The organism is Bacillus sp. LQ16, from assembly GCF_057784645.1.
In genome coordinates this window covers 4,647,027-4,670,740 of sequence record NZ_CM173491.1, presented here as the reverse complement: position 1 = coordinate 4,670,740, position 23,714 = coordinate 4,647,027, and the positions used below count along the sequence as shown (strand labels likewise).

Here is a 23,714-nt window from a genome sequence, read left to right as displayed (position 1 = left end):
CACCTAAATTTTATTTTAACATTTAATTTGAAAAAATTCTCCTTTAATGGATGTATGCAGGAAATATTATCACCATATTATCTTTAAAATATTTTTGAAATCAGTATAAGAAATCCCATCCTTTCAAAGGATGGGATGCTATTAAGAAAATATAAAACTAAGTACTGATACGAATAAAGCGAAACCTAAAATAGTTCCACATATTTTCATATGGCGCTTACGTCCCATTACGACAATCGCAACATATTCACGGATCATTGCGTTAGGCCAGTAATAAAATGCAGTTTTTGATCCAATACCTTGGCTATTAAGACCGGCTTGTCTTGCATATATACCAGCACGGAAAAGGTGGAAATTATTCGTTGTAAAAATACTTTTATATTTACCTTCTGGTTTTAAAGAATCCATAATTTCTTTAGAGAACAGCATATTTTGATATGTGTTTACAGAGCGATTTTCCTGGACTGTATGTTCAAGAGGAATTCCTTTTTCAACAGCGTAACTTTGCATCGCTTCCGCTTCTGGAAGACCTTCATCTGGACCTTGTCCACCAGAAAAAATAATTGTTGGTGGTGTATTAACAGCGGCTTGTTTCCAATAGAAGTCAATCGCTTTATTAATGCGGCTTGCAAGTAAAGGTGGTACTTTATCATTAATTAAGCCGCTACCAAGAACGATGATGAAATCTTGATTACGTCTTGGTCTGTTGAATTGGTATAAAAAATATGCACTTAAGAAGTTAGATAAGTGTATAAAGAAATATATGCTTATAAGAGAAATAGCTGCAAAAATAGGCTCTAAATGCGATGAAATCAAACTTGCTGGATTTATAATAGGGAGTAACATAAAGAATAACATCCCTAAAGCAGCAAGGAGTGTTAAACAGTTAGTGAACCGTCGTCCTTCTCGCTTCATTAAAATTCTAGCATTAAGAAATAGCCCAAACATTAAAGCAACGATACCGAAAGGAAGCATAATGAGAAGTGCTAAAAAAGGTAAAAATATAATGTAGCGTAGGACATCACTATCTGAGTTCAATGATACAATCACACAAAAAAGAAGGAAAAAACAGATAAAGGCATTAAATAAAAAGCCGTTTATTATTTTTCGCGGATCTTTTAAATAGGAAATAAGAAAAATAATAAATAGTATAAGAGGAATAATTCCGAAATACATCATAAATATAGTACACCTCAATTTGTATAAGAATTTGACATACCTTTTATATTACATGATTTTATAAGTAAAAATGAAAGAAAAAATGATTTTGAATTTTCTCAATAAAATATATAGATACGTATGTTACAATATATTCAAAGCGATATATTAAAAGTAAAATGGTTGAAAAGGCATTCAGTAGAGTGCTTTTTCTTTTTGTATGCAATTGTGCATATTATATTTTTTTTCAAATGAAGAGGATTACAATATAAGTTGTAGACAGACTTTATAAAGCAGAATTTAATACAAACATTTCCCTCTACTTTTTGTATCTAACAATCGTATAACAATAAATAATTCTGTTTTATAGTGTCTGTTTTTGAAAAGTGGCTTCTTTGAAGGCACCTTTTTTTTATTAGTATAGATAGTTTTCACTGTTAGCATAGTGTAAACTATCTATACTAAACATTAGCAATCTTCCGTATAAATATTATCAATTTACTATATATTCCAGTGGTGTTAACCTACATATGAAAGGCTTTCTTTTTCAAAATATTACCCCTAATAAAATTTTGAAGAAGTCAACTGTCTCCAAACTTGTCTTTATGCTTAAAGAAAAAGCACTCAATTTGAGTGCTTTTTCTTATTGAAACATGCTATTTTTCTAGGCGATTTTCATAAAATAAAAGTAAAGAAATGAAAGTGGGTGACAAAATGCCGGCAGTTGTGGAAGGTGTTATTATTGAAAACTGCAATGGAACAATTAATGTAGGTGACAAATATAACGTACAGCCGATTGAAAAGACGAAGGCTTATAATGGATCGGGATCATCAAATACAGGAATGAAAGTACAAACGTTTAGCGGGATTAGTACAGCTGATGTATGGGATAATGATGCGAATGATCAGGGGATACAGTTTACTTTATAGTACAGTATGTAAAATTGCATAAAATGATGAAGTTGCCATATGATACAATCTAGCTGTGAGCTGTTAATGATTCTTCTATAGTGTAGTTGTTAGATTAGAAATATAACATCTTATCGAAAATCATACGTACAAAAAAAGACACTTCAAACGAAGTGTCTTTTTTATTTTAGTGATATCCTTTAGCAGAGTCTTTATGAATTTTATTTTTAAAAATACTGTAGCTCCAAAGCTGATATCCAATAACGATTGGTACCATGACCATTGCTACGAAGAACATAATTTTTAAGTTTAATTGACTACCAGCTGCGTTGTATAACGTTGTACTGTATGCATCGTTAATACGGGATGGTAACATTCTTGGGAACATACCTGCAAAGCCAGTTGTCATAAACATTGCGATTGTTAGGCAAACGAATGTGAATGCAAGGCCAATTTTATGTTTGTACACCATAATAAGTGCGAGTACACTCATTAGCATTGCAAGTACTGGAAGAATGAATAGTACCGGATATTCCGTAAAGTTTTGGAATAAGTTTGTCCGATTAGCAGTTGCTACATAGAAGATAGCTAAAATAATAGCTGCTGCCATTGAAAATGGTCTTGCGATTTTATAAGCACGGTCGGATACTTCACCAGTCGTTTTAATCATGACCCAAAGGGCACCGGATACGACAAATATAGCAGTGAAGAACAACCCTCCTAAAATACCGTAATGGTTTAGTAAGCTAAGTAAATTTCCTTCATAACCATTTTTTCCGATTTGTAGTCCGTAATAAAGATTAGCGAACGTAACACCGAATAGGAAAGCAATTAAAAAACTGCCAATTGCAAATGCCCATTTACAAGTTTTTTGCCAAATCGGTGAATCATCTTTATGCATGAATTCCAGTCCAGCGGCACGCGCAAACAGTGCAAGTAATACTAAGAATAACGGTGTATATAGATAACTAAACATATTTGCATATGTGACTGGGAAGGCAGCAAATGTTGCGCCACCAGCTGTAATTAACCACACTTCATTACCGCCCCAGAATGGGCCAATTGCTTCTTGTAATTGATTTCGTTCTTGTCGATCTTTCGTAACGAAAGGAAAGATCATTCCGTTACCAAGTGCATACCCGTCAAGGATGAAGTAAACTGTCCAAATCACGCCCCATAAACCGAACCAGATGATTGCAAGCATATCATGAGACATGGGCCACACCTCCCTCAGTAGCAGGTTCTTCTAATGCTGCAGGTCCTTTTTTCGCGAACTTCAGCATTAAGTATACGTCTGCGATTAAAAGTAAAGTGTAGAACAAAATTAAACTAATTAATGAGAACCAAATTTGCGGGACAGATATAGGTGATACAGATTCTGCTGTACGCATTAGTTTATATACTGTCCAAGGTTGGCGACCTACTTCAGCGACAATCCATCCTGCGTTAATCGCGATATAAGGAAGTAAGACAGACCATATTGTAATTTTTAAATAACGTTTTGAGTTTTCTAGTTTTCCTTTTCGGTTTAAATAGAAGCCATACCAAGTTAATGCCATAAAGAACATACCAAGTGCAACCATTAAGCGGAAGCTATAATACACGAGGTTAACATTTGGACGTTCATCTTTTGGAATGTCTTTTAAGCCAACGATTTCGCCATCAAATGAGTTTGTATAGAAGAAGCTTCCTAGTTTTGGAATCGTAAGGAATTCAAAGTTTTTCTCATTTTTTACATCAGGAATTTGAACAATTGAGAAGCCTTGTCCTTTTCCAGTTTCCCAAACTGCTTCCATCGCAGCTCCTTTTGCTGGTTGATATTTAGCTGCTGATACACCAGATTGATGTCCCATAAACGGTGTAATTGTTGCGGAGAATAAGCCTAACATTAAACCAAACTTAAATGATTTTTTGAAGAATTCCACTTCATTTTTACGTAATAAGTGATAGGCACTAATTGCCATAACGAAGAAAGCACCTACGATATAACAACCAATGACAGTATGGAAGAACATATTCCAAGCGTATGGATTCGTAACGAGTGCCCAGAAATCATTTAATTCAGCGCGGCCATTACGTACTACGTAGCCAACAGGGTTTTGCATAAACCCGTTTGCTGTAATAATCCAAAGTGCGGAAATGTTTGTTCCAAGTGCAACCATCCACATACAGAAGGCACGGAACTTTGGTGAAATTTTGTCTTTACCGAATAACCATATTCCCATGAAAGTAGATTCTAAGAAGAAGGCAACGAGTGCTTCGATTGCGAGAGGGGATCCGAAAATGTCTCCCATATATTTGGAGTACTCAGACCAGTTCGTTCCAAATTGGAATTCCATCGTAATCCCAGTTATAATCCCCATTACGAAGTTAATTGTAAATAATTTACCCCAGAAATTTGCCATTTTACGGTATGTTGGATTCAATGTGCGGGCGTATTGAGTTTCCATACATGCTACTAAAATGACAAGTCCGATTGTCAAAGGTACAAATAAAAAGTGATAAAAAATAGTAATTGCAAATTGAAAACGACTCAGTAACAGAACGTCGGACATAATAAATATTCACTCCTTTTTTACATTATCTACAATCAGTTTATAGTGAAAATACGTTTAAAGTATGTGAGACTTGTTACAAAGCTGTGTGTATATTTTGAAAGAATTATGTCGATTATCTGAAAATATCTTATTTTTACTATAAAGCGATATCCTTTTTGAGTTTTTCATATTTTGGTACACTATATAAGTAATGTAAATGAGAGAAAAGAGGGTTTTTTACTATGAAGTCATTAGAAGAGATTTTACAATACAATGAAAAATTTGTTGAAGAGAAAAGATACGAAGAGTATGAAACGGGAAAATTCCCGAATAAAAAAATGGTAATTATCTCTTGTATGGATACTCGTCTTGTTGAATTATTACCAAAAGCAATGAATATGCGTAACGGTGATGTGAAAATTATTAAAGTAGCAGGAGCTGTTATCTCACATCCATTCGGAAGTATTATGCGTAGTATTTTAGTTGCTGTATATGAACTTGGTGCTGATGAAGTTTGTGTAGTTGGTCACCACGATTGCGGTATGGCAAAAATTCAAGCAAGCAGTACAATTGAGAAGATGAAAGAGCGGGGTATAACAAATGAGAAATTAGATACACTCCGTTATTCTGGAATCGATTTAGAAAGATTCCTACAAGGGTTCTCTAGTGTAGAAGAAAGTGTAGAACATAGCGTATCGATACTTCGCAACCATCCATTACTTCCAGAAGAAGTGCCTGTTCACGGTCTTGTTATAGATCCTGATACAGGAAAATTAGATTTAGTTGTGAATGGTTACGACAATTAAGAATTTACTTTGTCATCCTTTTTATCTGGGACAGGATCAAATCCTCCCGGGTGGAAAGGGTGACATTTTAATATACGCTTACAAGTAAGCCAAAAACCTTTGAGTGCACCATGTTTTTGAAACGCCTCTAATCCGTAATGAGAACAAGTCGGATAAAAGCGGCAAGTTGGTGGTGTCATCGGAGAAATGAACTTTTGATAAAAGCGTATAATCCCAATAAAAATCTGTTTCATAATGGTCTCCTTTTCAGCATAGTCTTAAAGTATTATAGCACGACGGTACATAATACTTTACTAATGCGCATTTCCGTTATATCATATTGGATATAACGGAATTAAATTGAAAGCGGGAGAGATGTTGTATGCCATCAGTAGAAAGCTTTGAATTAGATCATACGATTGTAAAGGCACCTTATGTAAGACATTGCGGAGTTCACAATGTAGGTAGTGACGGTATTGTAAATAAATTTGATATTCGTTTTTGCCAACCGAATAAACAAGCAATGAAACCAGATGTTATTCATACGTTAGAACATTTATTAGCATTTAATTTACGTAAATATATTGATCGTTATCCGCATTTTGATATTATCGATATTTCACCGATGGGCTGCCAAACAGGATATTATCTTGTAGTAAGCGGAACACCGACAGTACGAGAAATCATTGATTTATTAGAATTAACATTAAAAGATGCGGTTCAAATTACAGAAATTCCAGCTGCAAATGAAACACAATGTGGTCAAGCGAAGCTTCACGACTTAGAAGGAGCACAACGCTTAATGAACTTCTGGTTAAGCCAAGATAAAGATGAACTTGAGAAAGTGTTTGGATAAGAAGAAAAACTGCCTGTGAAAGGGCAGTTTTTTATTTTATTAAGAGCGAACATGTTCTTTTTTTATGAAAGTATACTAGACACTCCAACATATAAAACAAAGGCAGAACAGAGAAAATAAACAAATGCTTTCGTTTTTTGCTGCTTCTTTATTTCATCGATTCCAAAAAGGATACACATAATACTTAAAAGGATAAACACGTAAGGTAAAAGAATAGTGAAGTTTGCAAAGAAGCTAAATAGGGCGAGAGAAAGAGCGATAGTGGCGATTATAATTTGAATGTTTTTTAACATGGAATCCCCCTTAAGTAGAAAGAAATAGTTACTGAGAGAAAATAATTATAAATGCTAAATTGGTCAAAATTTCATTCTACATATAACGAAAGTAGTTTGATATTAAAAAGAAGAATATGAGACTGGAAACGAAAAAATACGGGATACTCATTGATTTTCGTCCGGATTTCAATTCATTAATTCCTAGAAGAATAAAGAAACAAATGAGAATAAATTGTACGTATGGGAGAAGTGAAAAATTATCGGTAACATGGATATAAGTGCTTAGAATGAGTAAGAGAAGCATGAGAAATGCTAAAAAACTCCGTAATATAGTTAGAGTTAGCATTGTATAGCCTCCTTTAGACCATTTATCGGAATATTTCTGTGAAACCAATAAATAAAGCAGCGGCTCCTGCTAGTAGAGCGAGCACACTACCTCCTGTTTGCTGTTTTAATATTTCCTCTAAACTTATGGTGAGGGCCATAACTCCTAAAGAGATAAACATATACGGTATTATTTCTCTATTACTAGTAAAAAATCCATAGATTGCTATAGATAAAGCAATAAGTGATAAAGTAATCCGTACTCCTTTTAGCATGCATGTACCTCCTTTTATTTGATATAACTAATGATGAGAACAATCCAAATGAAAGCACCGGCAATAATACAAATAAATCCAGTTGCTGATTCCTTTTTCTTTATTTGTTCAAATGCGATGAGAAACATTAAAGCCCCTAATAGAAATTGTGAAAGAGGTAAAAAATTATTTTGACCTGTATATAATCCAATTGCCGACATAACGATCACAGTGAGTGCTACTATGATGCGAAGTATACGAAGCATATTAGGAATTCTCCTTATTCTTTTTTGTATAAGGATTGTCTTCTAGTTTATCGACGGAATGTTTATAAGCATAGCCTTTATTAATTGTCATGATGGAGAGTACGAGGATGATTAGGACGATGATAATACCGATAATTAATATTTTGAACATAAAATCCCTCCTGTTCTTTATTTTACATAATTTTGTAATTGATGAAAACAATAGAAAATAAAAGGATGAAAGAAGGGTGTTACATGGAGACGAAAAAAACATATTATATATCAATAGGAAATGGTCAAATTTCACAAGTGAAGACGGCGGATACGTATAATTTTGAGATTTCCGCAAATGATGAGGAAATTACGGAATTAAGAGAGCACTTTGATCAAGCATATGTAGAAGATTTAGGGTCATTTGTACGCTCCCACGTTCCATTTGTTGAGTATCATCACGATTCAAATAATGACCGATATGATGAACAACTACAAAAAGCATATAAAATGATTTACGATTTAGGAAATCATGAGACGAAAGAATTAGTCGCGCAAATGGGAATAATCAATGGATTGTAATTGGATAATATTATGCAGAAAAGCGAGAATATGCTACAATTTGTGGTAGGAAAAACTTGTAACCATCAATAGGGGAGTAATGGCATGTACAAATTTAAAGATTATTACCACAACACTGTACAATTATCGTTTGAACGTTATCCATTTTCTCCTGAGCCAAAGCATGTTTGGGTTGTATGCCGGTACGGGGATCAATGGTTATTAACACATCATTTACGTCGCGGTCTTGAATTTCCAGGTGGTAAAGTAGAAATAGGGGAAACACCGGAAGAAGCGGCAGTTCGAGAGGTTCATGAAGAAACCGGCGGCATAGTTTCTGATTTAACTTACTTAGGACAATACAAAGTATCTGGAAAAGACAAAATAATCATTAAAAACATTTATTTTGCAACAATTAGTGCGGTAGAAGAACATACGCATTACGAAGAAACGAAAGGGTCTGTTTTATTAAAAGACATTCCTGACAACATTAAAACGAATAGAAAATTTAGCTTTATAATGCGCGATGACGTATTAGCGCGTACGATGAAACATATAGAAGAAATCGGCTGTTTTACGAAGTAAAGTGGCCGGTTTCTTTTTTTTGTATGTAAGAATAAATGTAAATATATCTTTACATTATTTTGGGTATATTATACAATTTTGTAAAGATATATTTACGTTTTAGGAGGGGGAAGATGGATAAAAGAAAAGGAACGACTGTTGCTGTGTCTATGGTTAAATTAAATGTCTATGCATTTCTTATAATATTTGTTTTGGCATTTGGAATTAGTTTTTTACATGCACTTCTTTCAGGCGGGGTTCAAGTTGAAATTACGTTACCAACTGTGTTTCTTTTTATTATCGCAATGATTGTTCTCGTTTGTATTCATGAAGCGATACATTTAATTGGCTTTCACTATATCGGAGGTGTTCCGTGGAGTGAACTAAAATGGGGCGTTAATTGGAAATTAGGTGTTGCATATGCTCATTCTAAACAGGCGGTTACAGTAAAGCAAATGAAGAAAGTGTTAATGCTTCCGTTTTTACCAACTGGAATTTTGCCAATTGTATTGGGATTAGCTATGAATCTGGAGCCACTCTCATTTTTAGGAATTCTACTAACAGCAGGTTGTATCGGCGACATTGCCTTATATCAAAAAGTTTCAAAATTTCCAGATGATGCGCAAGTGATAGATCATCCGAGTAAACCGCAGTTTACAGTATATGAATAATAAAGGAAGAGGAGGCGTTTTTGAACAACTGCCTCCTCTTATTATTTTTTGTCGGTGAATCAAGATATCGTGAAAATTGTTGATATAATTTAATTACTATTATTGTGTTTTTATCTCCACCTCTAAAAACAAAAGCACCTCCAACAAATCATCTACGATACGTGAATGCTTAAAATCACCCCAAAACGAATCTTTTTTCCAAACACCAAGAATTCCTACTTGTTCAGAACCAAGCACATCGTTTTCTGGATGATCTCCAACATAAAGACATTCTTCTGCCTTAACATCTAGTCTTTGCAAAGCACGTTCGAAAATTTCAGGGTGAGGTTTTTTAATTCCTTCAGCTTCTGAAACGAGAATGGTGTTTGTATACGTATGTATATGTAGTGCTCGAAGGTTGCTCATCTGAAATTCAGTAAAACCATTTGTGATAATACCAATTTTAATGTTTCGCTGTTTTAACTGTTGAAGTAGTTCATGCGTGTTTTTGAAAGGAATACAATGATGTTGGAAGTTTGTAATATAGTCGTGTAGCAGTTGCTCTTGCGTTAAAGTAGTAATGTTGTATTCGGAAAGGAGAGTAGCATATACTTTATCCTTCCACGTATAACCATTATTATCGAGTTCAAGAAATCGAGAACAATACTCTGATTTCTCTATACTCATCAAATGTGAGGAGAAGCGATTATATTGCTCACAAATAAATTGTTCTAAAGATTGGCGCCGATCTAATAGTGTTCCATCTAAGTCGAATAAGATTGCACGAATCATGAGAAGCCTCCTTGCAGTTTTTATAATTAATTATCGCATATTCGTTAAAAAATGATTATTATATTTTTGTAGAATGTATTGATGGAGGACTGTATGAAGAGACTGTATGGCAAGTTAGTAGGGGTTATCGTTGCAATCGGCTTACTAGCAGGATGCGAAAGTTCTATGAAGAGTGTGAAAGAAAAAGAAGTGTGTAAAACAGACGAAGAATGTGTGGAAATAGGAGATAAGAAACTTCAAAAAGTATATGAAAAAATAGATGGATTATCTGAGCTTGAAGCAGTAGAAGATTATGAAATAGAAGAGCATGAAAGTGCGGATATGAAAGAGGCAGAGCAGAAAAAAGATGATGAGGATGATGATGAAAGTTATTTCTTTTTAGCTTCTTATTATATCGATGGTGATGAAATTGTAGATCCTTATTTTGAAAAAATAGAACGGAAACGTTTAAATAAAGTATTCGCTGAAGATAAAGAAGCGAAAGAAGAGGTGCTACAACAACGTCAAGATAGAGGGTATCATGAAGACTTATGGGATATGTATCGTACACTCATTCCAGCTAAATATCGTGGGAATATAACAGAATTTGATTTAATAACAGATGGTTATGACGGTGTTGTTGCCCATGTTATGCCGAGTATGGAGAATCCGAAAGACTGGACTCTTAGCCTAGATACGCTTGATTCTGCGGTAAATATCGATGAAGTGATGAAAACATTAATTCATGAGACGGCTCACGTGTTGACGCTCGGGCATAAGCAAATACCAGTAGATGAAAACTATGTAAAGGCTTTTGAAGAAGATAAAGATATTTCAACGTACCGAAATAAATGTGGAAATCTTTTCTTACAAGAGGGATGTGCGAAGGGAAAATCTTATATTAATCAATTTTATAACTCTTTCTGGAAGCCTATTGAGCAAGAGTGGACAGAAAAGAAAGTAGAAGAAAGTGAAGAAACTCAAATTGAGTTTTTTAAAGAAAAGCAAGATGAGTTTGTCTCACAGTATGGAACGACAAATGTAGCAGAAGATATCGCAGATACATTTACAGCGTTCATTTTACAAGATTCAAAAAAAGTGAAAGAAGGAACAGAGTTAAAATATAAGAAAATTGCTTTCTTCTATCAGTTCCCTGAGCTTGTAAAAATGAGAGCGGAAGTGCTGTCAGGATTATATGATGTTTCGAAAACGATAGAACAACAAAGTGGAGACTAATGTAAGTTATGTGTTCGATATAGTTTCGTTAAAGTAAAGCGTGAAGAATTTTTAATTCTTTGCGTTTTTTTATGTTGATAAAATTGAAAATTCTGTATTTTTCTTTAAAAGAAGAAGGAACTGGAGGTATAAAATAGAATTAGTATAAAAATGTCACAATTTAGACACAATTATAATGCGCGTGTTGTAGGGACTATAAGTTTACTCTCGAGGAGGTAATGAAACGTATGAAAACGATTCTTGCTGTTGCTGGTCTCATTTGGGTAATGTCTCACGGTTTTCCGATTTTTGAAGGGGAGCAAATTCGTAGTGCTTTGAATGAAAAGTTTAATGATTATCATGTGATAGATCGAAAAGATAATGTCGTTACAGTACGTGTGAAAGACTGTTTCCATACAGTTACGGTTGCGGATGGAAACATTACAAATGAAACGAAAATGTGTGATAAAAGGTAAAAGAAAGAAGCTGACTATAGCGTACTGTTTTGAGTCAGCTTCTTTTTCTTTTTCCAATTAGAATTTTTTCAAATGCCTCAACAAATACATACATAAGAGTTGCAAGAACACATGTGAGTAGTACGCTAAGTAAGACGAGTGTGAAGTTAAAGACTTGGAATCCGTAGCTAATTAAGTAGCCAAGTCCTTGTTTGGAAACGAGAAGTTCTCCGAAAATAACACCGACCCATGATAAACCAACGTTTACTTTTAACGTTGAGATAATTGCTGGAAAGGATGCAGGGAGAACGACTTGCTTATAACATTGCCATTTATTTGCACCAAATGTGTCCATCACTTTTATATAGTTAGAATCGACTTCTTGAAATGCACTGTAAATAACGAGAATGGTAATGATGATGGAAATGATTACTCCCATTGCGATAGAAGATGAAATGTTTGGACCGAAAATAACGATGATGATTGGACCGAGTGCAACTTTTGGCATTGCATTTAGGACGACGAGATAAGGATCAAGTACGCGGGCTAGAAGTGGCATCCACCAAAGGAACGTGGCAATAATAGCACCAAGTACTGTTCCGAGAATGAAGCCTACTCCTGTTTCCAGTAATGTCGTCCATATGTGGACCCAAAGTGAACCGTCGATCCATTTCGTTAAGAAGAGATCCCAAATACTCGAAGGAGAGCTAAAGAGTAAAGGATCAATCCATTCTTTTTTACTAGCTATTTCCCATAGTGCAAAGAAAAGAATAAGTAGTAAAACTTGTAGCGAGCGAGCAATCCAAGCGCGTCTGCGTTCGTTCTTTCGAAATTGTTCATGTAGTTGTTTTATATTATCCAAGTCGTTCCAGCTCCTTCCATATATCTTGAAAGAGGGCTGGGAAATCGTAGTGATGGCGTGCTTCTAACGGTGATAAAGAACGGATACTTTCCGGGACGATAAAGGTTTTTGCGATTTTTCCGGGATTCGCTTGCAGTAAATAAATACGATCACTCATCGCGATCGCTTCTTCAATATCATGAGTAACAAGTAGTGATGTTTTCTTATATTTATTTAGTAAGTTGAAAACGAGTTCTTCTAGTTTTAATTTCGTTTGATAATCGAGTGCGGAGAATGGTTCATCTAGTAATAAAATTTTCGGATCAGTCGCTAATGTTCGAACGAGAGCGGCACGTTGACGCATACCGCCGGATAGTTCACGAGGATATTGTTCTTCTACACCATGAAGACCGACTTGTTTTAAAAGATTTAAAGTATGTTCTTTCATCTGCTCATCATAAATCTTTCGAATATGAAGTCCAAGCATAATATTTTCTTCAATCGTTTTCCAAGGGAATAAGTAATCTTGTTGCAACATATATCCCATAGATGATGTTTTCGTTGTAATCGGTTCACCATCTAAAAAGACGATACCGTCAATTGGATCAAGTAATCCAGCAATGATTGAGAGGAGCGTTGTTTTACCGCAACCACTTGGACCGAGTATAGAAATAAATTCGCCTTCTTCCACTTGTAAGCTCATATCTTCGAGAATAAGTTTGGCATTCTCTTTTGCAAAAAAACAGTGAGAAACGTTACGTATTTGCAAAAAACTCATACACTTCGCCTCTATTTCTTAATAACGCTTTCGGCAATTTTTGTATTGACGAGCGCTTCATGTGGGACTTCTTTTTGTAATTCGCCAGCGTCTTTCATAATAGTTTGGAGCTGTTTCCATTCTTCCGCATCTAATAGTGGATTTGTCGCATAAGAATGTTGCTTTTTGTACCGTTCAATTACTTTTACTGTTATGTCTTTTGAAGTGTCTTTAAATAGCGGGGAAACAGTATCAGCAATCTCTTCTGGACTATGTGTATCAACCCATTGCTGTGCTTTATAGAGAGCACGTGTGAACTTTTCAGCTGCAGCTTTATCTTTCTTTAAGAAACTTTCTTTTGCCATGAACGTTGTATAAGGAACAGTACCAGATTCATTTCCGAATGAAGCGACGATATAACCTTTACCTTCTTTCTCAAGTATACTTGCAGTCGGTTCAAAGAGCTGTACAAACTCTCCAGTACCAGATGCGAAGGCATTTGCAATATTAGCAAACTCGATATTTTGAATTAAGTTTGTATCTTTATGAGGGTCAATGCCATTTTTCTTTAAAACGTATTCTCCAACCATTTGCGGCATGCCGCCTTTACGCTGTCCTAAAAATGTAACACCTTTTACGTCATTCCAATTAAAAGAGTCTAGTTTTTTACGTGAAACTAAAAATGTCCCATCTGTTTGTGTAAGCTGTGCAAAGTTAATGACAGGGTCTTTCGCTCCTTGTTGATGAACGTAAATAGACGTTTCAGAACCGACGAGAGCAATATCAATTCCGCCAGATAATAGGGCGGTCATCGTTTTATCGCCACCAGCTGTTGTTTGTAGGTCAATATTTAGTCCTTCATCTTTAAAAAATCCTTTTTCAATCCCAACATATAATGGGGCATAGAAGAGAGAATGGGTAACTTCGCCGACGCGAATGTTTTGAGTTTGTTCTTTCGTACCTTCTTTTTTACTACTACAAGCAGCAAAAGTAAAAACAGCTAGTAACATGATGCAAAAAATCGCGATTAATTTTTTCACTATATAACACCTCCTAGAAGTCACTCTACAAGCATGGTATGTAGGTAATCGCCCATATGTGAGTGTAGATAGCAGGAATTTTTTTGGTGGTAAAGAAGTACAAATATAAGGGGTGATAAAATGGAGTACGAATACGATGATAGCGTACATTTACATCTTGATTATTTCGGGACAGAATGTGATATGGAATCGATTGCTTATAAGAGAAAGAATGAAGACGTATGGGATGTGTATTTTAATTTTGGAGTATACGGTATTCAGAAAGACGATGTAGAGTTAGGGAGATTTATGGACGAATATGCTGGTCATTACGTTTTTTCTGTACATGCTCGCGATCTTAGCTGGGAATTTGGAAGTGCCCAGTTTGAAGAGTGGGTGTTGAAAAATCGGATAGTAGAAAAAACGCTACAAAAATAGGAGGAATTTTGTGATTGGATTTCTCATCTTATTATTTATTTTTGTGGCCGGATTTTTAATCATGCAAATGCTTATTTACCGATTTGCAAAGAAAAACATCCATAAATATACAAAAATAAAGTGGTTTCATATGTGGCTACATATGAATATGAAAAAAGGTCCGAGATTAGATTTTTTTGATTTTGTAATTATAGTACTCGTATGTATCGTATGGAAAATATGGCTGCTTCCCTTTATATAATACACATACTAATCATTTTCTCTTTTATCATAAAATAACGAAAAGAACCTGTCTTGTGGCAGGTTCTTTTCGTTATAGTAATAGTTGTTAAAAACGTGCAACGCCTTTTTATTAATTCTTTCGTATTTTCATGTTAAATCTTTAATAGCAGGACTTCTAAAAAATAGTTATTGTATCATAAAGTGGAATACTGAAATTAAGTTTTTCAAGAATGAGTAATTTGTATGCCACAATTTAACTGTTGATTAAGGGAATATTAAGACAATACATTTATGATAGAAACAAGTATGCAGACGAAATATGTAATATATGTTATTTTAATAGAAATAGTTCTTTCGATGCGAGGGAAATTAAGACATAGAAACGAGGGAATGAATTGAAGTATGGTTCTACACTTTTTCATCTTCCAAAAAGAAATATATTAATTTCTAGCATTATAAGTAGTATGGTGACTTTATTAGTAATAACTATGCTGTTTATGATTTTAAAGGTTTTTAATTTAGATATGATGAAAGATCATTTAAATCAAAAGCTTGTTTTAAGTGTTATGATGATTTTCATATGGGGCATAACGTTTTATATTACGCATTTCAATAAAAAAGAGATGTCTATACTTAGAGCATCCCTGCGAGTGCATTTTATATTACTTTTACTAGCTCATACAGTAGCGTTATTTTATATTGTCATGCAAGTTAATATGATTTTCATAGAGGCAATGAATTGGATTTACTTTTATAATATGCAGTTTATATTAAGTTTTGTAGTAATTTATGCAATATATATTCTTGTATATAATTTAATAGGTAAGGTTTTTCTAAGTATGGTTTTAACGAGCTGTACGTTAGTCATTTTAGGTATTGTGAATTATTTAAAGCTTATTTTCAGAGGCGATCCGTTATATCCTTCTGATTTCACACAAATTACGCATATGCAATCTGTTATACCGATGGTGATGGACTATTTTAGCTGGAGCTATATTTTTGTCATTATCTTAAGTATCGTAGCTTGTATTGTAGCAGGGATATATATGAGAAGATATATTCAAAATGTAAAGATTCATCTAGGAATAAGAACCTTATTAGTAGTAGGATCTATTTTTGTTCTATATGCGTACGGTAATTTTGCGAATACATTTATGAATAAAGTATTTCAAAAATCAGGTGTAGATTTTGTTTTGTGGAATCAAAATGAGAACTATGCTTCAAATGGTTTTGTACTAGGGTTTATTAGCAATTTAGATACAACAGTTATGGAAAAACCAAAAAATTATTCTAAAGAAAATATGCTTCAAATAGCAAACGATATAAAAAAACAATATAGTGGAAATATAGGGAATGAAAAGAAAAAAGAGAAACCGAATATTATTTTTGTAATGAGTGAATCGTTTTGGGATCCGACGAAAGTAACTAACCTTTCTTTTAGTGAAGATCCTGTACCAAATTTACATCATTATATAGAAAACTTTCCTGGTGGACAAACTATTTCTCCTACATTTGGGGGAAATACGGCGAACGTTGAATTTGAGGCATTAACGAGTTATTCGATGAGTTTGTTAAAGCCAGGTTCTATACCATATCAGCAGGTCATTACAAATAAGAAAGAAATTCCATCAATCCCTACGGCGTTGAAGAAAGAAGGTTATTACACAAGTGCAATTCATTCATTTGGTCGCACATTCTTTAAACGTGACGATGTATATAAGGTGTTAGGGTTTGATAAGTTTAATGCAGATGACACGATGAAAAATGTGGATATTGATGGAGATTATATTAGTGATTTAGCGATGAGTAAAGAGATAATTGCTGAGTTAGAGGAACAAAAACAGCCAACATTTATTCATGCAGTTACGATGCAAAATCATTTTCCATTTACAGAGGGCCGATTTGGTGAAAACCTAATAGAAATTACCGGTCTAGAAAATGAAGAATCAAAGGGAGAATTAGAGACGTATACAGAGGGATTAAGACGTTCAGATGAGGCTCTTCAATATTTAATAGAGCAACTAGATAATTTAGATAGACCTACATTATTAGTATTCTTTGGAGATCATCTTCCATCATTAGGAACAAATAAATCTTTTTATAAAGAAAATGGGTATATAACGAATGAAAAAACACCGAGCGAACGTTTAGCGATGGCGCAAACTCCGTTATTAATGTATGCAAACTTTGATATGCCAAATGATAATTTAGGTTTAGTAAGCCCAATTCATTTTTCTAATCTTATTTTTGATTATGCAGGATTAAATAAATCCTTATTTTATCAATTTTTATCGGAACTTTACAAGGAAATACCAGTGCTTAGAGATGAATTAAAAGTTGATAAAAATGGAGAAGTAATCAATGATTTAACAAAGAAACAAAAAGAAATGTTAGAGCAATATAAAATGCTTCAATATGATTTACTCGTTGGAAATCAATATAGTAAAGATATTCTCTTTAAATAAAAGAAACAAAAAGAACTTGTATAACGATACAAGTTCTTTTTTCATAGTATTTAACGGGGTAACCAGACAAGCTGGGTTTAGGGAGTATTACTTGTACATTTAGTATATATGAAAATATAATCGTTTTATTTGTGTATTTGTGAGAAATGTGTGAATTTTATGTTTTATAAAAACGATTATATTAACTTTCGTTCTTGTATTGCAGTTGTTATGTCTGTAAAAATTTTATCAGTTCTTTATTTAATTCATCCGCTTGATCGATTGGTGAACCATGACCACTATTTGTAAGAGCATGTAACTGAGAATTTTTAATTCGTTGTTGCGTAAGTTCAGCACTTTTGTAAGGAATTAGTTGGTCGTGAACGCCGTGGAAGATTTTTGTTGGGACGTTAATTTTATTTAAATCTTTCGTTACATCTTCATTTGCAGCTGCTTGTAAAATTTTGATAAGGGCATAAGAAGCGGACTGCATACCGAGATAAGAAAACCATTCAAGGGTTGCAGCTCCTAAGTTTCTATTGAAAAAGGATAAAGATACATCATTTAAAAATTTTGGTAAATTAGCATACATTTGATTAATGAGAGCATCTGCTTGTTCTTTCGGTACACCGTAAGGGGACTCTTGATTTTTAACGAAAGAGGGAGAGACAGCGTCAATTAATGCGAGCTTAGAAATGCGGCGCCCATTATAGCGAGACATATATCGAATAGAAAGAGCACCACCAACTGAGAAACCGACTAATGTAGCGTTCTCTACTTGGAGTGCTTCTAGAACAATTGCGATATCATCGGCTAATCGATCATACGTGTAACCAGTCCATGGCTTATCAGATTGTCCATTCCCTCGTATATCCATGGCGATACAGCGAAAGCCATGCTCTGGTAAAACATTGAGTTGATATTGATACATTTGATGATTTAAAGGCCATCCGTGAACGAAGAAAACAGTCTTACTACCTGGACCAGGATTAACGTCTTGCACAAAAATATGCACATCTTTCTCGACAGTAACAAACATAAATTTCCCCCTATTTTATGAATATGCTCTATCCCAAAAGCGTTGTTTTGTCATAGCTTTAATAAATTCATTTGCTAGTCGCGTAGGGTCTTGTTCTATTAAAACACCAGGCTTTCCTTCGATATTTAAAGATTGAATAATAGAAGAGCTGTTTTGGAAGGAGCCAATCGGCTTAAAGTGATTATATGATTCTACGACAAATGAACTTGCTTTGTTAAGAAAATGATCATCCATCTTTCCGCCAATAAGAAGTAATCCATCATAAAGGAGTGGTGAGCCTGTTAAGAAAGTATCATTTACTTCCCACTGTCCATTTGGCGTTCCCTGCACTATGCCTAATCGTTCGGAAACGATCACTGGTTGAAGACCTACTTGTTTGAACTGATTTATTATATATTGTGCGCTTGGTCCATCATATCCATTTGCAACAATGACACCTACTCGTAATGTATTAGGACTAAAGGTTGTATTTGCCATACTTAGTGCTGGAGATGATTTTGTAACGTTGGATTCTTGCACATTTGGGACTTTTGCTCCGAGAGCTTCTGCAACTAAAGTAGCCAATTCTGTACTAATATGTCCAATCATATCCACGACTTGTTGGCGGACAGATTTACTTTTGACTTTTCCTAATTCAAAGGAGAAAGCCTGCATAATATGGATTTTTTCGACGTGACTCATACTATTCCAAAATAAACGAGCTTGAGAGAAGTGGTCTTTGAAGCTAGCAGCAGTTTCCCTTGTTTTATGACCAGATACAGTAGAAGGATATGTAACGAATCCCCCCTTTGTTCCAGGTACAGTATAAGGAGAATTATTTGCTAAGGAATTGTTATGGTAGGCAACTTTTCCTTTGTCGATTATATATTTAGACGCACCATCTCTTTGGTTGTTATGAAATGGGCATATTGGACGGTTAATCGGTAGTTCTTGATAATTTGTACCAACGCGTGCTAATTGTGTGTCTGTATAAGAAAAGAGTCTACCTTGTAAGAGAGGGTCATTGGTAAAGTCAATACCACGGACGATACTTCCAGGGTGTAGTGCCACTTGTTCAGTTTCAGCAAATACATTATCTACATTGCGATTTAAGGTCATTTTCCCAATGATTTTAACGGGAAAATCTTCTTCAGGCCAAATTTTCGTTGCATCTAATATATCGAAGTCGTATTTAAATTCGTCCTCTTCTTCTAAAATTTGAATGCCAAGTTCGTACTCAGGATAGTTTCCAGCATTAATATTTTCCCACAAATCACGGCGATGGTAATCTGGGTCAGCACCACCTAGTTTTTGTGCTTCATCCCAAATTAACGAATGAACGCCAAGCTTTGGCTTCCAGTGGAATTTCACGAATCGTGACTTTCCATTTTTATTAACTAGACGAAATGTATGAACGCCAAATCCTTGCATCATTCGAAAGCTTCTTGGAATTGCACGATCGGACATAATCCACATCATCATTGCAGCTGATTCTTGATTGTTGGCGATGAAGTCCCAAAAAGTATCATGTGCTGTTTGACCCTGTGGAATTTCATTATGTGGCTCTGGTTTAAGGGCGTGAATAAGATCAGGAAATTTAATGCCATCTTGAATAAAGAAAATGGGAATATTATTTCCTACTAAATCAAAATTTCCTTCTTCTGTATAAAATTTAACGGCGAATCCTCTTACATCTCGATTCGTTTCATTTGCTCCTTTTGATCCAGCTACTTCAGAGAAACGAATAAAAAGCGGTGTTTTTTTTGAAGGGTCTTGTAGAAAGTGGGCCATTGTTAGCTCTTCTAAAGATTCATATAACTCAAAAATGCCATGTGCTCCGTATCCTCGTGCGTGAACGACTCGTTCTGGAATTCGTTCACGGTCAAAGTGAGAAAGTTTTTCTCGCATAAGGAAATCTTCTAGAAGGGTAGGGCCACGATCACTGGCAGTTAAAGAGTTTTCATCATTTGAAATTTTAACACCTGTATTTGTTGTCATCTCCTTTCCTTCATTTTCACGCGCGAAAGATTGGAGTTGTTCTGTCTTTTTATTTTTTTTGCCGTCCATAAAAAACACCTCCCATAATATACGTATTATTGTTTATGTTTTTTATGCTTGTATATAGCATGAAGATGTTGCGTCGTTGGGATGATTTTCCTCAAATGTTCGATTTATCTTTGTTTGTCTGTGAAAATCATTTATTATAATAAATGGTATTCTTCGAGATATTATTTTGAAGGGGTGTTGAAGTGAAAGAAAGTTTTCTATCATATAAAGAAGAAGAAAAGAATGCAAAAATCCTTTTATGGGTGTTATATGTCATTGTTATTGTATATCAAATTTTCTATGCAATCGTATTAGACGATAAATCAATAATGGATAAGGGATACAACATAGTATGGCAAGTTATTTGCGGAGTAGCAATACTGTGCGTGAATATATATTTAATGAAAAAAGAGAAGGCAAACCTTGTTAAATATGCATGGATATTTGCATACATAGGGATAGAAATCGCTAATATACTTTCATATATTTTTTATAATAAGGCGGCGTTTGATGCGACAAATATAATAGAAATTATTCTCATTTTCTTTGTACCCATATTTTTAAATAAAAAATTTTATGTGATTTTACTTTCTTCTATTGTAGGAAAATATTTAATTTATTTATTTGTATTAGAGGAAGTAAAAGCATTTATGTATCTTATTATGTATACACTTATGCTAATTGCGGCGTATATCATTTTAAACCGATTTTTACAATATCTTTCAGCTGTAAAGGAAAGTATTGCGATTGCTAGCGAATCACAGAAATTAGCAGTAATCGGAAAAATGGCAGCGACGGTTGGACATGAAATTAAAAATCCACTCGCTTCATTAAAAGGATTTACGCAATTACAACGAGAGAAGCATGAAGAGGATCCTATTTATAAACGTATGATTTTTGAAATAGAAAATATGAATAATATGATAAGTGAGTTAATGGAAGTTGCTACATGCAAACCTTCTATTTATAAGAAACATGATGTAGGAAAAATTGTATTACAAGTAATAACAAGTCTTCGCGAAAAAATGAATGAATTAAACGTACAGTTTATTTCTAATGTGGAAGAAAAAATAATAGAAGTTGAATGTGATGAACGAAAAATAAGAGGAGTCTTTTTATATACGATAAAAAATGCTTTAGAGGCAATGGAACAAGATGGCATATTACATGTAAGATTAGAAAATAAAGGGAAAGAGTATGTAATGATCAGCGTGATTGATAATGGTCATGGTATTAAGCAAGAAAACTTAATTCGTGTTACAGAGGCCTTTTATACAACGAAACAAGATAAAATTGGTCTGGGACTTACGGTAGCGAATCGAATTGTCGCCGAGCACCTTGGTGAGCTGCATATTTCAAGTGAAAGAGATACTGGAACGAGAATAGACATCATTCTCCCAAAGAAGTGTGGAAATACTGAAATCCAAGTGGAAGAAAAGCTAGGAGTTACCATATGAATAAAGGCTATATATTTAAAAACGAAGAAATAAAGGCGCTGAAAGCATTTTTAAGTTTATTTTTCATTATATTTTTTGTATATGATCTTGCTTATGAATTTATCGTACCGTTAATCGGTGGAGAGCAAGAAGGTGTAGGTGAGTTTGAAGATGGTTTAGGTTTATGGCTTTACTTTTTGATGGTGGTATTGTTTTGCGTTGGGATATACTTTATGAAATGGAAGAATGCTTTTGCGGTAAAGTATATTATTCTAATTGGCTATAATGTATTAGATTTTATCCATAACATTATGATTTATTATGGTAGCGATGCAGAATTTGACGGTGGAAATATAGTAGAAGGATTTTTTATTTTGTTTGCACCAATCTTTGTGAATAAAAGATATTTCTGGTTAATTCCAGCGATACTTGTCGGAAAGTATGCTCTTACAGGAATCATTATTCAATCTTCTCTCGTTTTAATCCCAATGGCATTATATAGCGTATTTACTATCATATGTTGGATTATATTTTTGAGGGTTCAGTCTTATGTTCGTACGCTTGAGATGATGGACAAAGAAATAAAACAGACAGAAAAACTAGCAGCTGTTGGAAAGATGGCAACGGTTATTGGTTATAAGATTAGAAGACCTTTAGCAAACTTAAAAAAACTTGTGAATAAACAAGCAGACAAGCATCCAGAGGATAAAATTTATAGTGATATTATGAAACAAGAAGTAGATCGGATTCATATAATTGCTACAGAACTTAGTGGATTTGAGAAATCTAAATCACTAGAATCAGAAACTCATAACATACAAGAAATTATCTCTTATGTTATTCGAGTTATGGAAAAGCCTGCTTTAAAACAAGGAGTCTACATACAAGGTATTTACAGTAAAGACTTACCATCAATTACATGTGATGAAAAACGATTAAAACAGGTCTTTTTTAATTTAATTAAAAATGCAATTGAAGCAATGTCAGTTGGCGGAACAATTACGATTAAAGTTACTGTAAAAGATGGAATCATCATTCAAGTGAAAGATGAGGGATGCGGCATTCCGAAAGATAAAATTCCAAAGTTAAATGAAGCCTTTTATACAACGAAAGAAACAGGAACTGGTCTAGGTTTAGTAGTTACAGAAAAAATTATTAAAGACCACAACGGTAAAATGAGTTTTGAAAGTGAAGTTGGGGTTGGAACGACGGTTGAGGTTATGTTACCACTGCATTAAATAGAAAAAACATCACTTCCAAATAAGTGATGTTTTTCTATTTTATCTTGCTATTTGTGGATAGTAAAAATCTCATTTTATCGATAAAGAATGTATGATGTATTTCTAAGATCAAAATGTTTTTTTTAGTTTTTATTATGGATTTTCCAGCAAAAAATTTAGACTATAAAAATTAATTGTTTTTTTCTAAAAAAACTATTTTCTTTTTTGGGTTTTAATGGTATATTCAAAACACGATAAATAAATACCTATTTTTGGCACACTATTCGAAAGGATAGGTCGCAAAGCTAAGAGTCTAAAGTAATGAAAATTACTATGATAGTCTGGTTGCAGTTTGGATTTTCACACATAGTTGTATGTATGAAAATCGAAGAGGCAACCGGATTTTTTATTGTCCTAAAAAGAAAAAAAATGGGCACACTATTCGAAAGGATAGGTCGCAAAGCTAAGAGTCTAAGGTAATGAAAATTACTATGATAGTCTGGTTGCAGTTTGGATTTTTACACATAGTTGTATGTATGAAAATCGAAGAGGCAACCAGATTTTTTATTGTCTCAAAAAGAAAAAATAAATGGGCACACTGTTCGAAAGGATAGGTCGCAAAGCTAAGAGTCTAAGGTAATGAAAATTACTATGATAGTCTGGTTGCAGTTTGGATTTTCACACATGTTGTGATGTATGAAAATCGAAAAGGCAACCAGGCTT

At 34.1% G+C, this 23,714-nt stretch carries 27 protein-coding genes and 3 riboswitches; of the genes, 13 read left to right on the top strand and 14 right to left on the bottom strand.

The window, feature by feature from the left end; translation table 11 throughout:
• Positions 1-141: 141 nt before the first annotated feature.
• Complete coding sequence (locus AC3EMB_RS23650) at positions 142-1,179, bottom strand: YdcF family protein (protein ID WP_366987893.1); 1,038 nt, start codon at positions 1,177-1,179, stop codon at positions 142-144.
• A 675-nt stretch (positions 1,180-1,854) separates the two neighbouring features.
• On the opposite strand from AC3EMB_RS23650, the gene AC3EMB_RS23645 reads away from it, so the two are divergent.
• Positions 1,855-2,088, top strand: coding sequence for a spore germination protein (locus tag AC3EMB_RS23645; protein WP_002001299.1), 234 nt, complete (start codon positions 1,855-1,857; stop codon positions 2,086-2,088).
• A gap of 166 nt (positions 2,089-2,254) precedes the next feature.
• Here AC3EMB_RS23645 and cydB read toward each other — a convergent pair whose 3' ends face one another.
• Both cydB and cydA read right to left on the bottom strand, forming a co-directional pair.
• A complete protein-coding gene (gene cydB / locus AC3EMB_RS23640) occupies positions 2,255-3,283 on the bottom strand; it encodes a cytochrome d ubiquinol oxidase subunit II (protein WP_000017662.1) in 1,029 nt (342 codons plus the stop codon).
• Entirely contained in the window at positions 3,273-4,622 is a 1,350-nt protein-coding gene (gene cydA / locus AC3EMB_RS23635; RefSeq protein ID WP_488517300.1) for a cytochrome ubiquinol oxidase subunit I, read from the bottom strand. The genes cydB and cydA overlap by 11 nt, the downstream gene beginning before the upstream one ends.
• A 224-nt stretch (positions 4,623-4,846) precedes the next feature.
• On the opposite strand from cydA, the gene AC3EMB_RS23630 reads away from it, so the two are divergent.
• The gene (locus AC3EMB_RS23630; RefSeq protein WP_000838173.1) at positions 4,847-5,410 is read left to right on the top strand and encodes a beta-class carbonic anhydrase; all 564 of its coding nucleotides are present in this window, start codon (positions 4,847-4,849) and stop codon (positions 5,408-5,410) included.
• Here the strand turns inward: AC3EMB_RS23630 and yidD are convergent.
• Complete coding sequence (yidD, locus tag AC3EMB_RS23625; RefSeq protein WP_000809334.1) at positions 5,407-5,643, bottom strand: membrane protein insertion efficiency factor YidD; 237 nt, start codon at positions 5,641-5,643, stop codon at positions 5,407-5,409. The two genes, AC3EMB_RS23630 and yidD, sit on opposite strands and share 4 nt — an antisense overlap.
• Positions 5,644-5,771: 128 nt before the next feature.
• On the opposite strand from yidD, the gene luxS reads away from it, so the two are divergent.
• Positions 5,772-6,245, top strand: a complete 474-nt coding sequence (gene luxS / locus AC3EMB_RS23620; RefSeq protein ID WP_001141371.1) for an S-ribosylhomocysteine lyase LuxS — start codon at positions 5,772-5,774, stop codon at positions 6,243-6,245.
• Between the two features lie 62 nt (positions 6,246-6,307).
• On the opposite strand, the gene AC3EMB_RS23615 is transcribed toward luxS, so the two are convergent.
• The 4 genes from AC3EMB_RS23615 to ytzI all read right to left on the bottom strand — a co-directional run bounded on the left by AC3EMB_RS23615 (position 6,308) and on the right by ytzI (position 7,515).
• Positions 6,308-6,538, bottom strand: coding sequence for a YczI family protein (locus tag AC3EMB_RS23615; protein WP_048565086.1), 231 nt, complete (start codon positions 6,536-6,538; stop codon positions 6,308-6,310).
• A 350-nt stretch (positions 6,539-6,888) separates the two neighbouring features.
• Positions 6,889-7,119 carry a DUF3953 domain-containing protein gene (locus AC3EMB_RS23610; RefSeq protein ID WP_488517299.1) on the bottom strand — a complete coding sequence of 77 codons (231 nt, stop codon included), beginning with the start codon at positions 7,117-7,119 and terminating at the stop codon, positions 6,889-6,891.
• A 14-nt stretch (positions 7,120-7,133) separates the two neighbouring features.
• Complete coding sequence (locus AC3EMB_RS23605; RefSeq protein ID WP_071740508.1) at positions 7,134-7,364, bottom strand: DUF3953 domain-containing protein; 231 nt, start codon at positions 7,362-7,364, stop codon at positions 7,134-7,136.
• 1 nt (position 7,365) lies between these two features.
• Positions 7,366-7,515 carry a YtzI protein gene (ytzI, locus tag AC3EMB_RS23600; protein ID WP_000472791.1) on the bottom strand — a complete coding sequence of 50 codons (150 nt, stop codon included), beginning with the start codon at positions 7,513-7,515 and terminating at the stop codon, positions 7,366-7,368.
• Positions 7,516-7,598: 83 nt separating this feature from the next.
• Here ytzI and AC3EMB_RS23595 point away from each other — a divergent pair, with 83 nt between their 5' ends.
• The 3 genes from AC3EMB_RS23595 (at position 7,599) to AC3EMB_RS23585 (ending at position 9,130) form a co-directional block, all read left to right on the top strand.
• Positions 7,599-7,916: a hypothetical protein gene (locus AC3EMB_RS23595; RefSeq protein WP_000448409.1), complete on the top strand. Its 318-nt coding sequence runs from the start codon at positions 7,599-7,601 to the stop codon at positions 7,914-7,916.
• Positions 7,917-8,000: 84 nt separating this feature from the next.
• Entirely contained in the window at positions 8,001-8,480 is a 480-nt protein-coding gene (mutTA, locus tag AC3EMB_RS23590; RefSeq protein WP_000276382.1) for an antimutator 8-oxo-(dGTP/GTP)ase, read from the top strand.
• A gap of 113 nt (positions 8,481-8,593) precedes the next feature.
• Positions 8,594-9,130 carry a DUF3267 domain-containing protein gene (locus tag AC3EMB_RS23585; protein ID WP_366988605.1) on the top strand — a complete coding sequence of 179 codons (537 nt, stop codon included), beginning with the start codon at positions 8,594-8,596 and terminating at the stop codon, positions 9,128-9,130.
• Between the two features lie 99 nt (positions 9,131-9,229).
• Here AC3EMB_RS23585 and AC3EMB_RS23580 read toward each other — a convergent pair whose 3' ends face one another.
• A complete protein-coding gene (locus AC3EMB_RS23580) occupies positions 9,230-9,901 on the bottom strand; it encodes an HAD family hydrolase (protein WP_000617258.1) in 672 nt (223 codons plus the stop codon).
• 93 nt (positions 9,902-9,994) lie between these two features.
• Here AC3EMB_RS23580 and AC3EMB_RS23575 point away from each other — a divergent pair, with 93 nt between their 5' ends.
• Positions 9,995-11,116, top strand: a complete 1,122-nt coding sequence (locus AC3EMB_RS23575; RefSeq protein WP_063548865.1) for a hypothetical protein — start codon at positions 9,995-9,997, stop codon at positions 11,114-11,116.
• A 227-nt stretch (positions 11,117-11,343) separates the two neighbouring features.
• Positions 11,344-11,571, top strand: a complete 228-nt coding sequence (locus AC3EMB_RS23570) for a hypothetical protein (RefSeq protein ID WP_000849112.1) — start codon at positions 11,344-11,346, stop codon at positions 11,569-11,571.
• 34 nt (positions 11,572-11,605) lie between these two features.
• On the opposite strand, the gene AC3EMB_RS23565 is transcribed toward AC3EMB_RS23570, so the two are convergent.
• From AC3EMB_RS23565 to AC3EMB_RS23555, 3 genes are read right to left on the bottom strand one after another with little or no spacing between them, the layout of a single operon-like run.
• Positions 11,606-12,412, bottom strand: a complete 807-nt coding sequence (locus AC3EMB_RS23565; protein ID WP_098851943.1) for an ABC transporter permease — start codon at positions 12,410-12,412, stop codon at positions 11,606-11,608.
• Positions 12,405-13,169 (bottom strand): ABC transporter ATP-binding protein, encoded by a 765-nt coding sequence (locus AC3EMB_RS23560; protein WP_000009022.1) that lies wholly within the window; start codon positions 13,167-13,169, stop codon positions 12,405-12,407. The genes AC3EMB_RS23565 and AC3EMB_RS23560 overlap by 8 nt, the downstream gene beginning before the upstream one ends.
• An 11-nt stretch (positions 13,170-13,180) precedes the next feature.
• Positions 13,181-14,188 carry an ABC transporter substrate-binding protein gene (locus AC3EMB_RS23555; RefSeq protein WP_053563500.1) on the bottom strand — a complete coding sequence of 336 codons (1,008 nt, stop codon included), beginning with the start codon at positions 14,186-14,188 and terminating at the stop codon, positions 13,181-13,183.
• A 120-nt stretch (positions 14,189-14,308) separates the two neighbouring features.
• On the opposite strand from AC3EMB_RS23555, the gene AC3EMB_RS23550 reads away from it, so the two are divergent.
• The 3 genes from AC3EMB_RS23550 (at position 14,309) to AC3EMB_RS23540 (ending at position 17,292) form a co-directional block, all read left to right on the top strand.
• Positions 14,309-14,605, top strand: coding sequence for a DUF3986 family protein (locus AC3EMB_RS23550; RefSeq protein WP_000455579.1), 297 nt, complete (start codon positions 14,309-14,311; stop codon positions 14,603-14,605).
• A 10-nt stretch (positions 14,606-14,615) separates the two neighbouring features.
• Positions 14,616-14,846 carry a hypothetical protein gene (locus AC3EMB_RS23545; protein ID WP_000578986.1) on the top strand — a complete coding sequence of 77 codons (231 nt, stop codon included), beginning with the start codon at positions 14,616-14,618 and terminating at the stop codon, positions 14,844-14,846.
• Between the two features lie 376 nt (positions 14,847-15,222).
• Positions 15,223-17,292, top strand: coding sequence for an LTA synthase family protein (locus AC3EMB_RS23540; protein WP_488517298.1), 2,070 nt, complete (start codon positions 15,223-15,225; stop codon positions 17,290-17,292).
• 208 nt (positions 17,293-17,500) lie between these two features.
• Here AC3EMB_RS23540 and AC3EMB_RS23535 read toward each other — a convergent pair whose 3' ends face one another.
• Positions 17,501-18,310, bottom strand: a complete 810-nt coding sequence (locus AC3EMB_RS23535; RefSeq protein ID WP_000498279.1) for an alpha/beta fold hydrolase — start codon at positions 18,308-18,310, stop codon at positions 17,501-17,503.
• A gap of 15 nt (positions 18,311-18,325) precedes the next feature.
• Positions 18,326-20,356 carry a catalase gene (locus AC3EMB_RS23530; RefSeq protein WP_488517297.1) on the bottom strand — a complete coding sequence of 677 codons (2,031 nt, stop codon included), beginning with the start codon at positions 20,354-20,356 and terminating at the stop codon, positions 18,326-18,328.
• Between the two features lie 182 nt (positions 20,357-20,538).
• On the opposite strand from AC3EMB_RS23530, the gene AC3EMB_RS23525 reads away from it, so the two are divergent.
• Positions 20,539-21,792, top strand: a complete 1,254-nt coding sequence (locus tag AC3EMB_RS23525; RefSeq protein WP_053563504.1) for an ATP-binding protein — start codon at positions 20,539-20,541, stop codon at positions 21,790-21,792.
• Positions 21,789-23,009 (top strand): ATP-binding protein, encoded by a 1,221-nt coding sequence (locus tag AC3EMB_RS23520; protein WP_053563505.1) that lies wholly within the window; start codon positions 21,789-21,791, stop codon positions 23,007-23,009. Before AC3EMB_RS23525 ends, AC3EMB_RS23520 begins: the two co-directional genes overlap by 4 nt.
• Before the next feature lie 246 nt (positions 23,010-23,255).
• Positions 23,256-23,344: riboswitch (cyclic di-GMP riboswitch) on the top strand.
• Between the two features lie 69 nt (positions 23,345-23,413).
• A riboswitch (cyclic di-GMP riboswitch) is annotated at positions 23,414-23,502 on the top strand.
• A gap of 71 nt (positions 23,503-23,573) precedes the next feature.
• A riboswitch (cyclic di-GMP riboswitch) is annotated at positions 23,574-23,662 on the top strand.
• Positions 23,663-23,714: the final 52 nt, after the last annotated feature.

Coding starts and splice junctions, on each gene's coding strand:
- AC3EMB_RS23615 (WP_048565086.1), bottom strand. CDS start 6,538: ATGTTAAAAAACATTCAAATTATAATCGCCACTATCGCTCTTTCTCTC.
- AC3EMB_RS23605 (WP_071740508.1), bottom strand. CDS start 7,364: ATGCTTCGTATACTTCGCATCATAGTAGCACTCACTGTGATCGTTATG.
- AC3EMB_RS23530 (WP_488517297.1), bottom strand. CDS start 20,356: ATGGACGGCAAAAAAAATAAAAAGACAGAACAACTCCAATCTTTCGCG.
- AC3EMB_RS23650 (WP_366987893.1), bottom strand. CDS start 1,179: ATGATGTATTTCGGAATTATTCCTCTTATACTATTTATTATTTTTCTT.
- luxS (WP_001141371.1), top strand. CDS start 5,772: ATGCCATCAGTAGAAAGCTTTGAATTAGATCATACGATTGTAAAGGCA.
- ytzI (WP_000472791.1), bottom strand. CDS start 7,515: ATGTTCAAAATATTAATTATCGGTATTATCATCGTCCTAATCATCCTC.
- AC3EMB_RS23610 (WP_488517299.1), bottom strand. CDS start 7,119: ATGCTAAAAGGAGTACGGATTACTTTATCACTTATTGCTTTATCTATA.
- AC3EMB_RS23570 (WP_000849112.1), top strand. CDS start 11,344: ATGAAAACGATTCTTGCTGTTGCTGGTCTCATTTGGGTAATGTCTCAC.
- mutTA (WP_000276382.1), top strand. CDS start 8,001: ATGTACAAATTTAAAGATTATTACCACAACACTGTACAATTATCGTTT.
- AC3EMB_RS23560 (WP_000009022.1), bottom strand. CDS start 13,169: ATGAGTTTTTTGCAAATACGTAACGTTTCTCACTGTTTTTTTGCAAAA.
- AC3EMB_RS23580 (WP_000617258.1), bottom strand. CDS start 9,901: ATGATTCGTGCAATCTTATTCGACTTAGATGGAACACTATTAGATCGG.
- AC3EMB_RS23585 (WP_366988605.1), top strand. CDS start 8,594: ATGGATAAAAGAAAAGGAACGACTGTTGCTGTGTCTATGGTTAAATTA.
- cydA (WP_488517300.1), bottom strand. CDS start 4,622: ATGTCCGACGTTCTGTTACTGAGTCGTTTTCAATTTGCAATTACTATT.
- AC3EMB_RS23595 (WP_000448409.1), top strand. CDS start 7,599: ATGGAGACGAAAAAAACATATTATATATCAATAGGAAATGGTCAAATT.
- yidD (WP_000809334.1), bottom strand. CDS start 5,643: ATGAAACAGATTTTTATTGGGATTATACGCTTTTATCAAAAGTTCATT.
- AC3EMB_RS23535 (WP_000498279.1), bottom strand. CDS start 18,310: ATGTTTGTTACTGTCGAGAAAGATGTGCATATTTTTGTGCAAGACGTT.
- AC3EMB_RS23645 (WP_002001299.1), top strand. CDS start 1,855: ATGAAAGTGGGTGACAAAATGCCGGCAGTTGTGGAAGGTGTTATTATT.
- cydB (WP_000017662.1), bottom strand. CDS start 3,283: ATGTCTCATGATATGCTTGCAATCATCTGGTTCGGTTTATGGGGCGTG.
- AC3EMB_RS23575 (WP_063548865.1), top strand. CDS start 9,995: ATGAAGAGACTGTATGGCAAGTTAGTAGGGGTTATCGTTGCAATCGGC.
- AC3EMB_RS23630 (WP_000838173.1), top strand. CDS start 4,847: ATGAAGTCATTAGAAGAGATTTTACAATACAATGAAAAATTTGTTGAA.
- AC3EMB_RS23520 (WP_053563505.1), top strand. CDS start 21,789: ATGAATAAAGGCTATATATTTAAAAACGAAGAAATAAAGGCGCTGAAA.
- AC3EMB_RS23550 (WP_000455579.1), top strand. CDS start 14,309: ATGGAGTACGAATACGATGATAGCGTACATTTACATCTTGATTATTTC.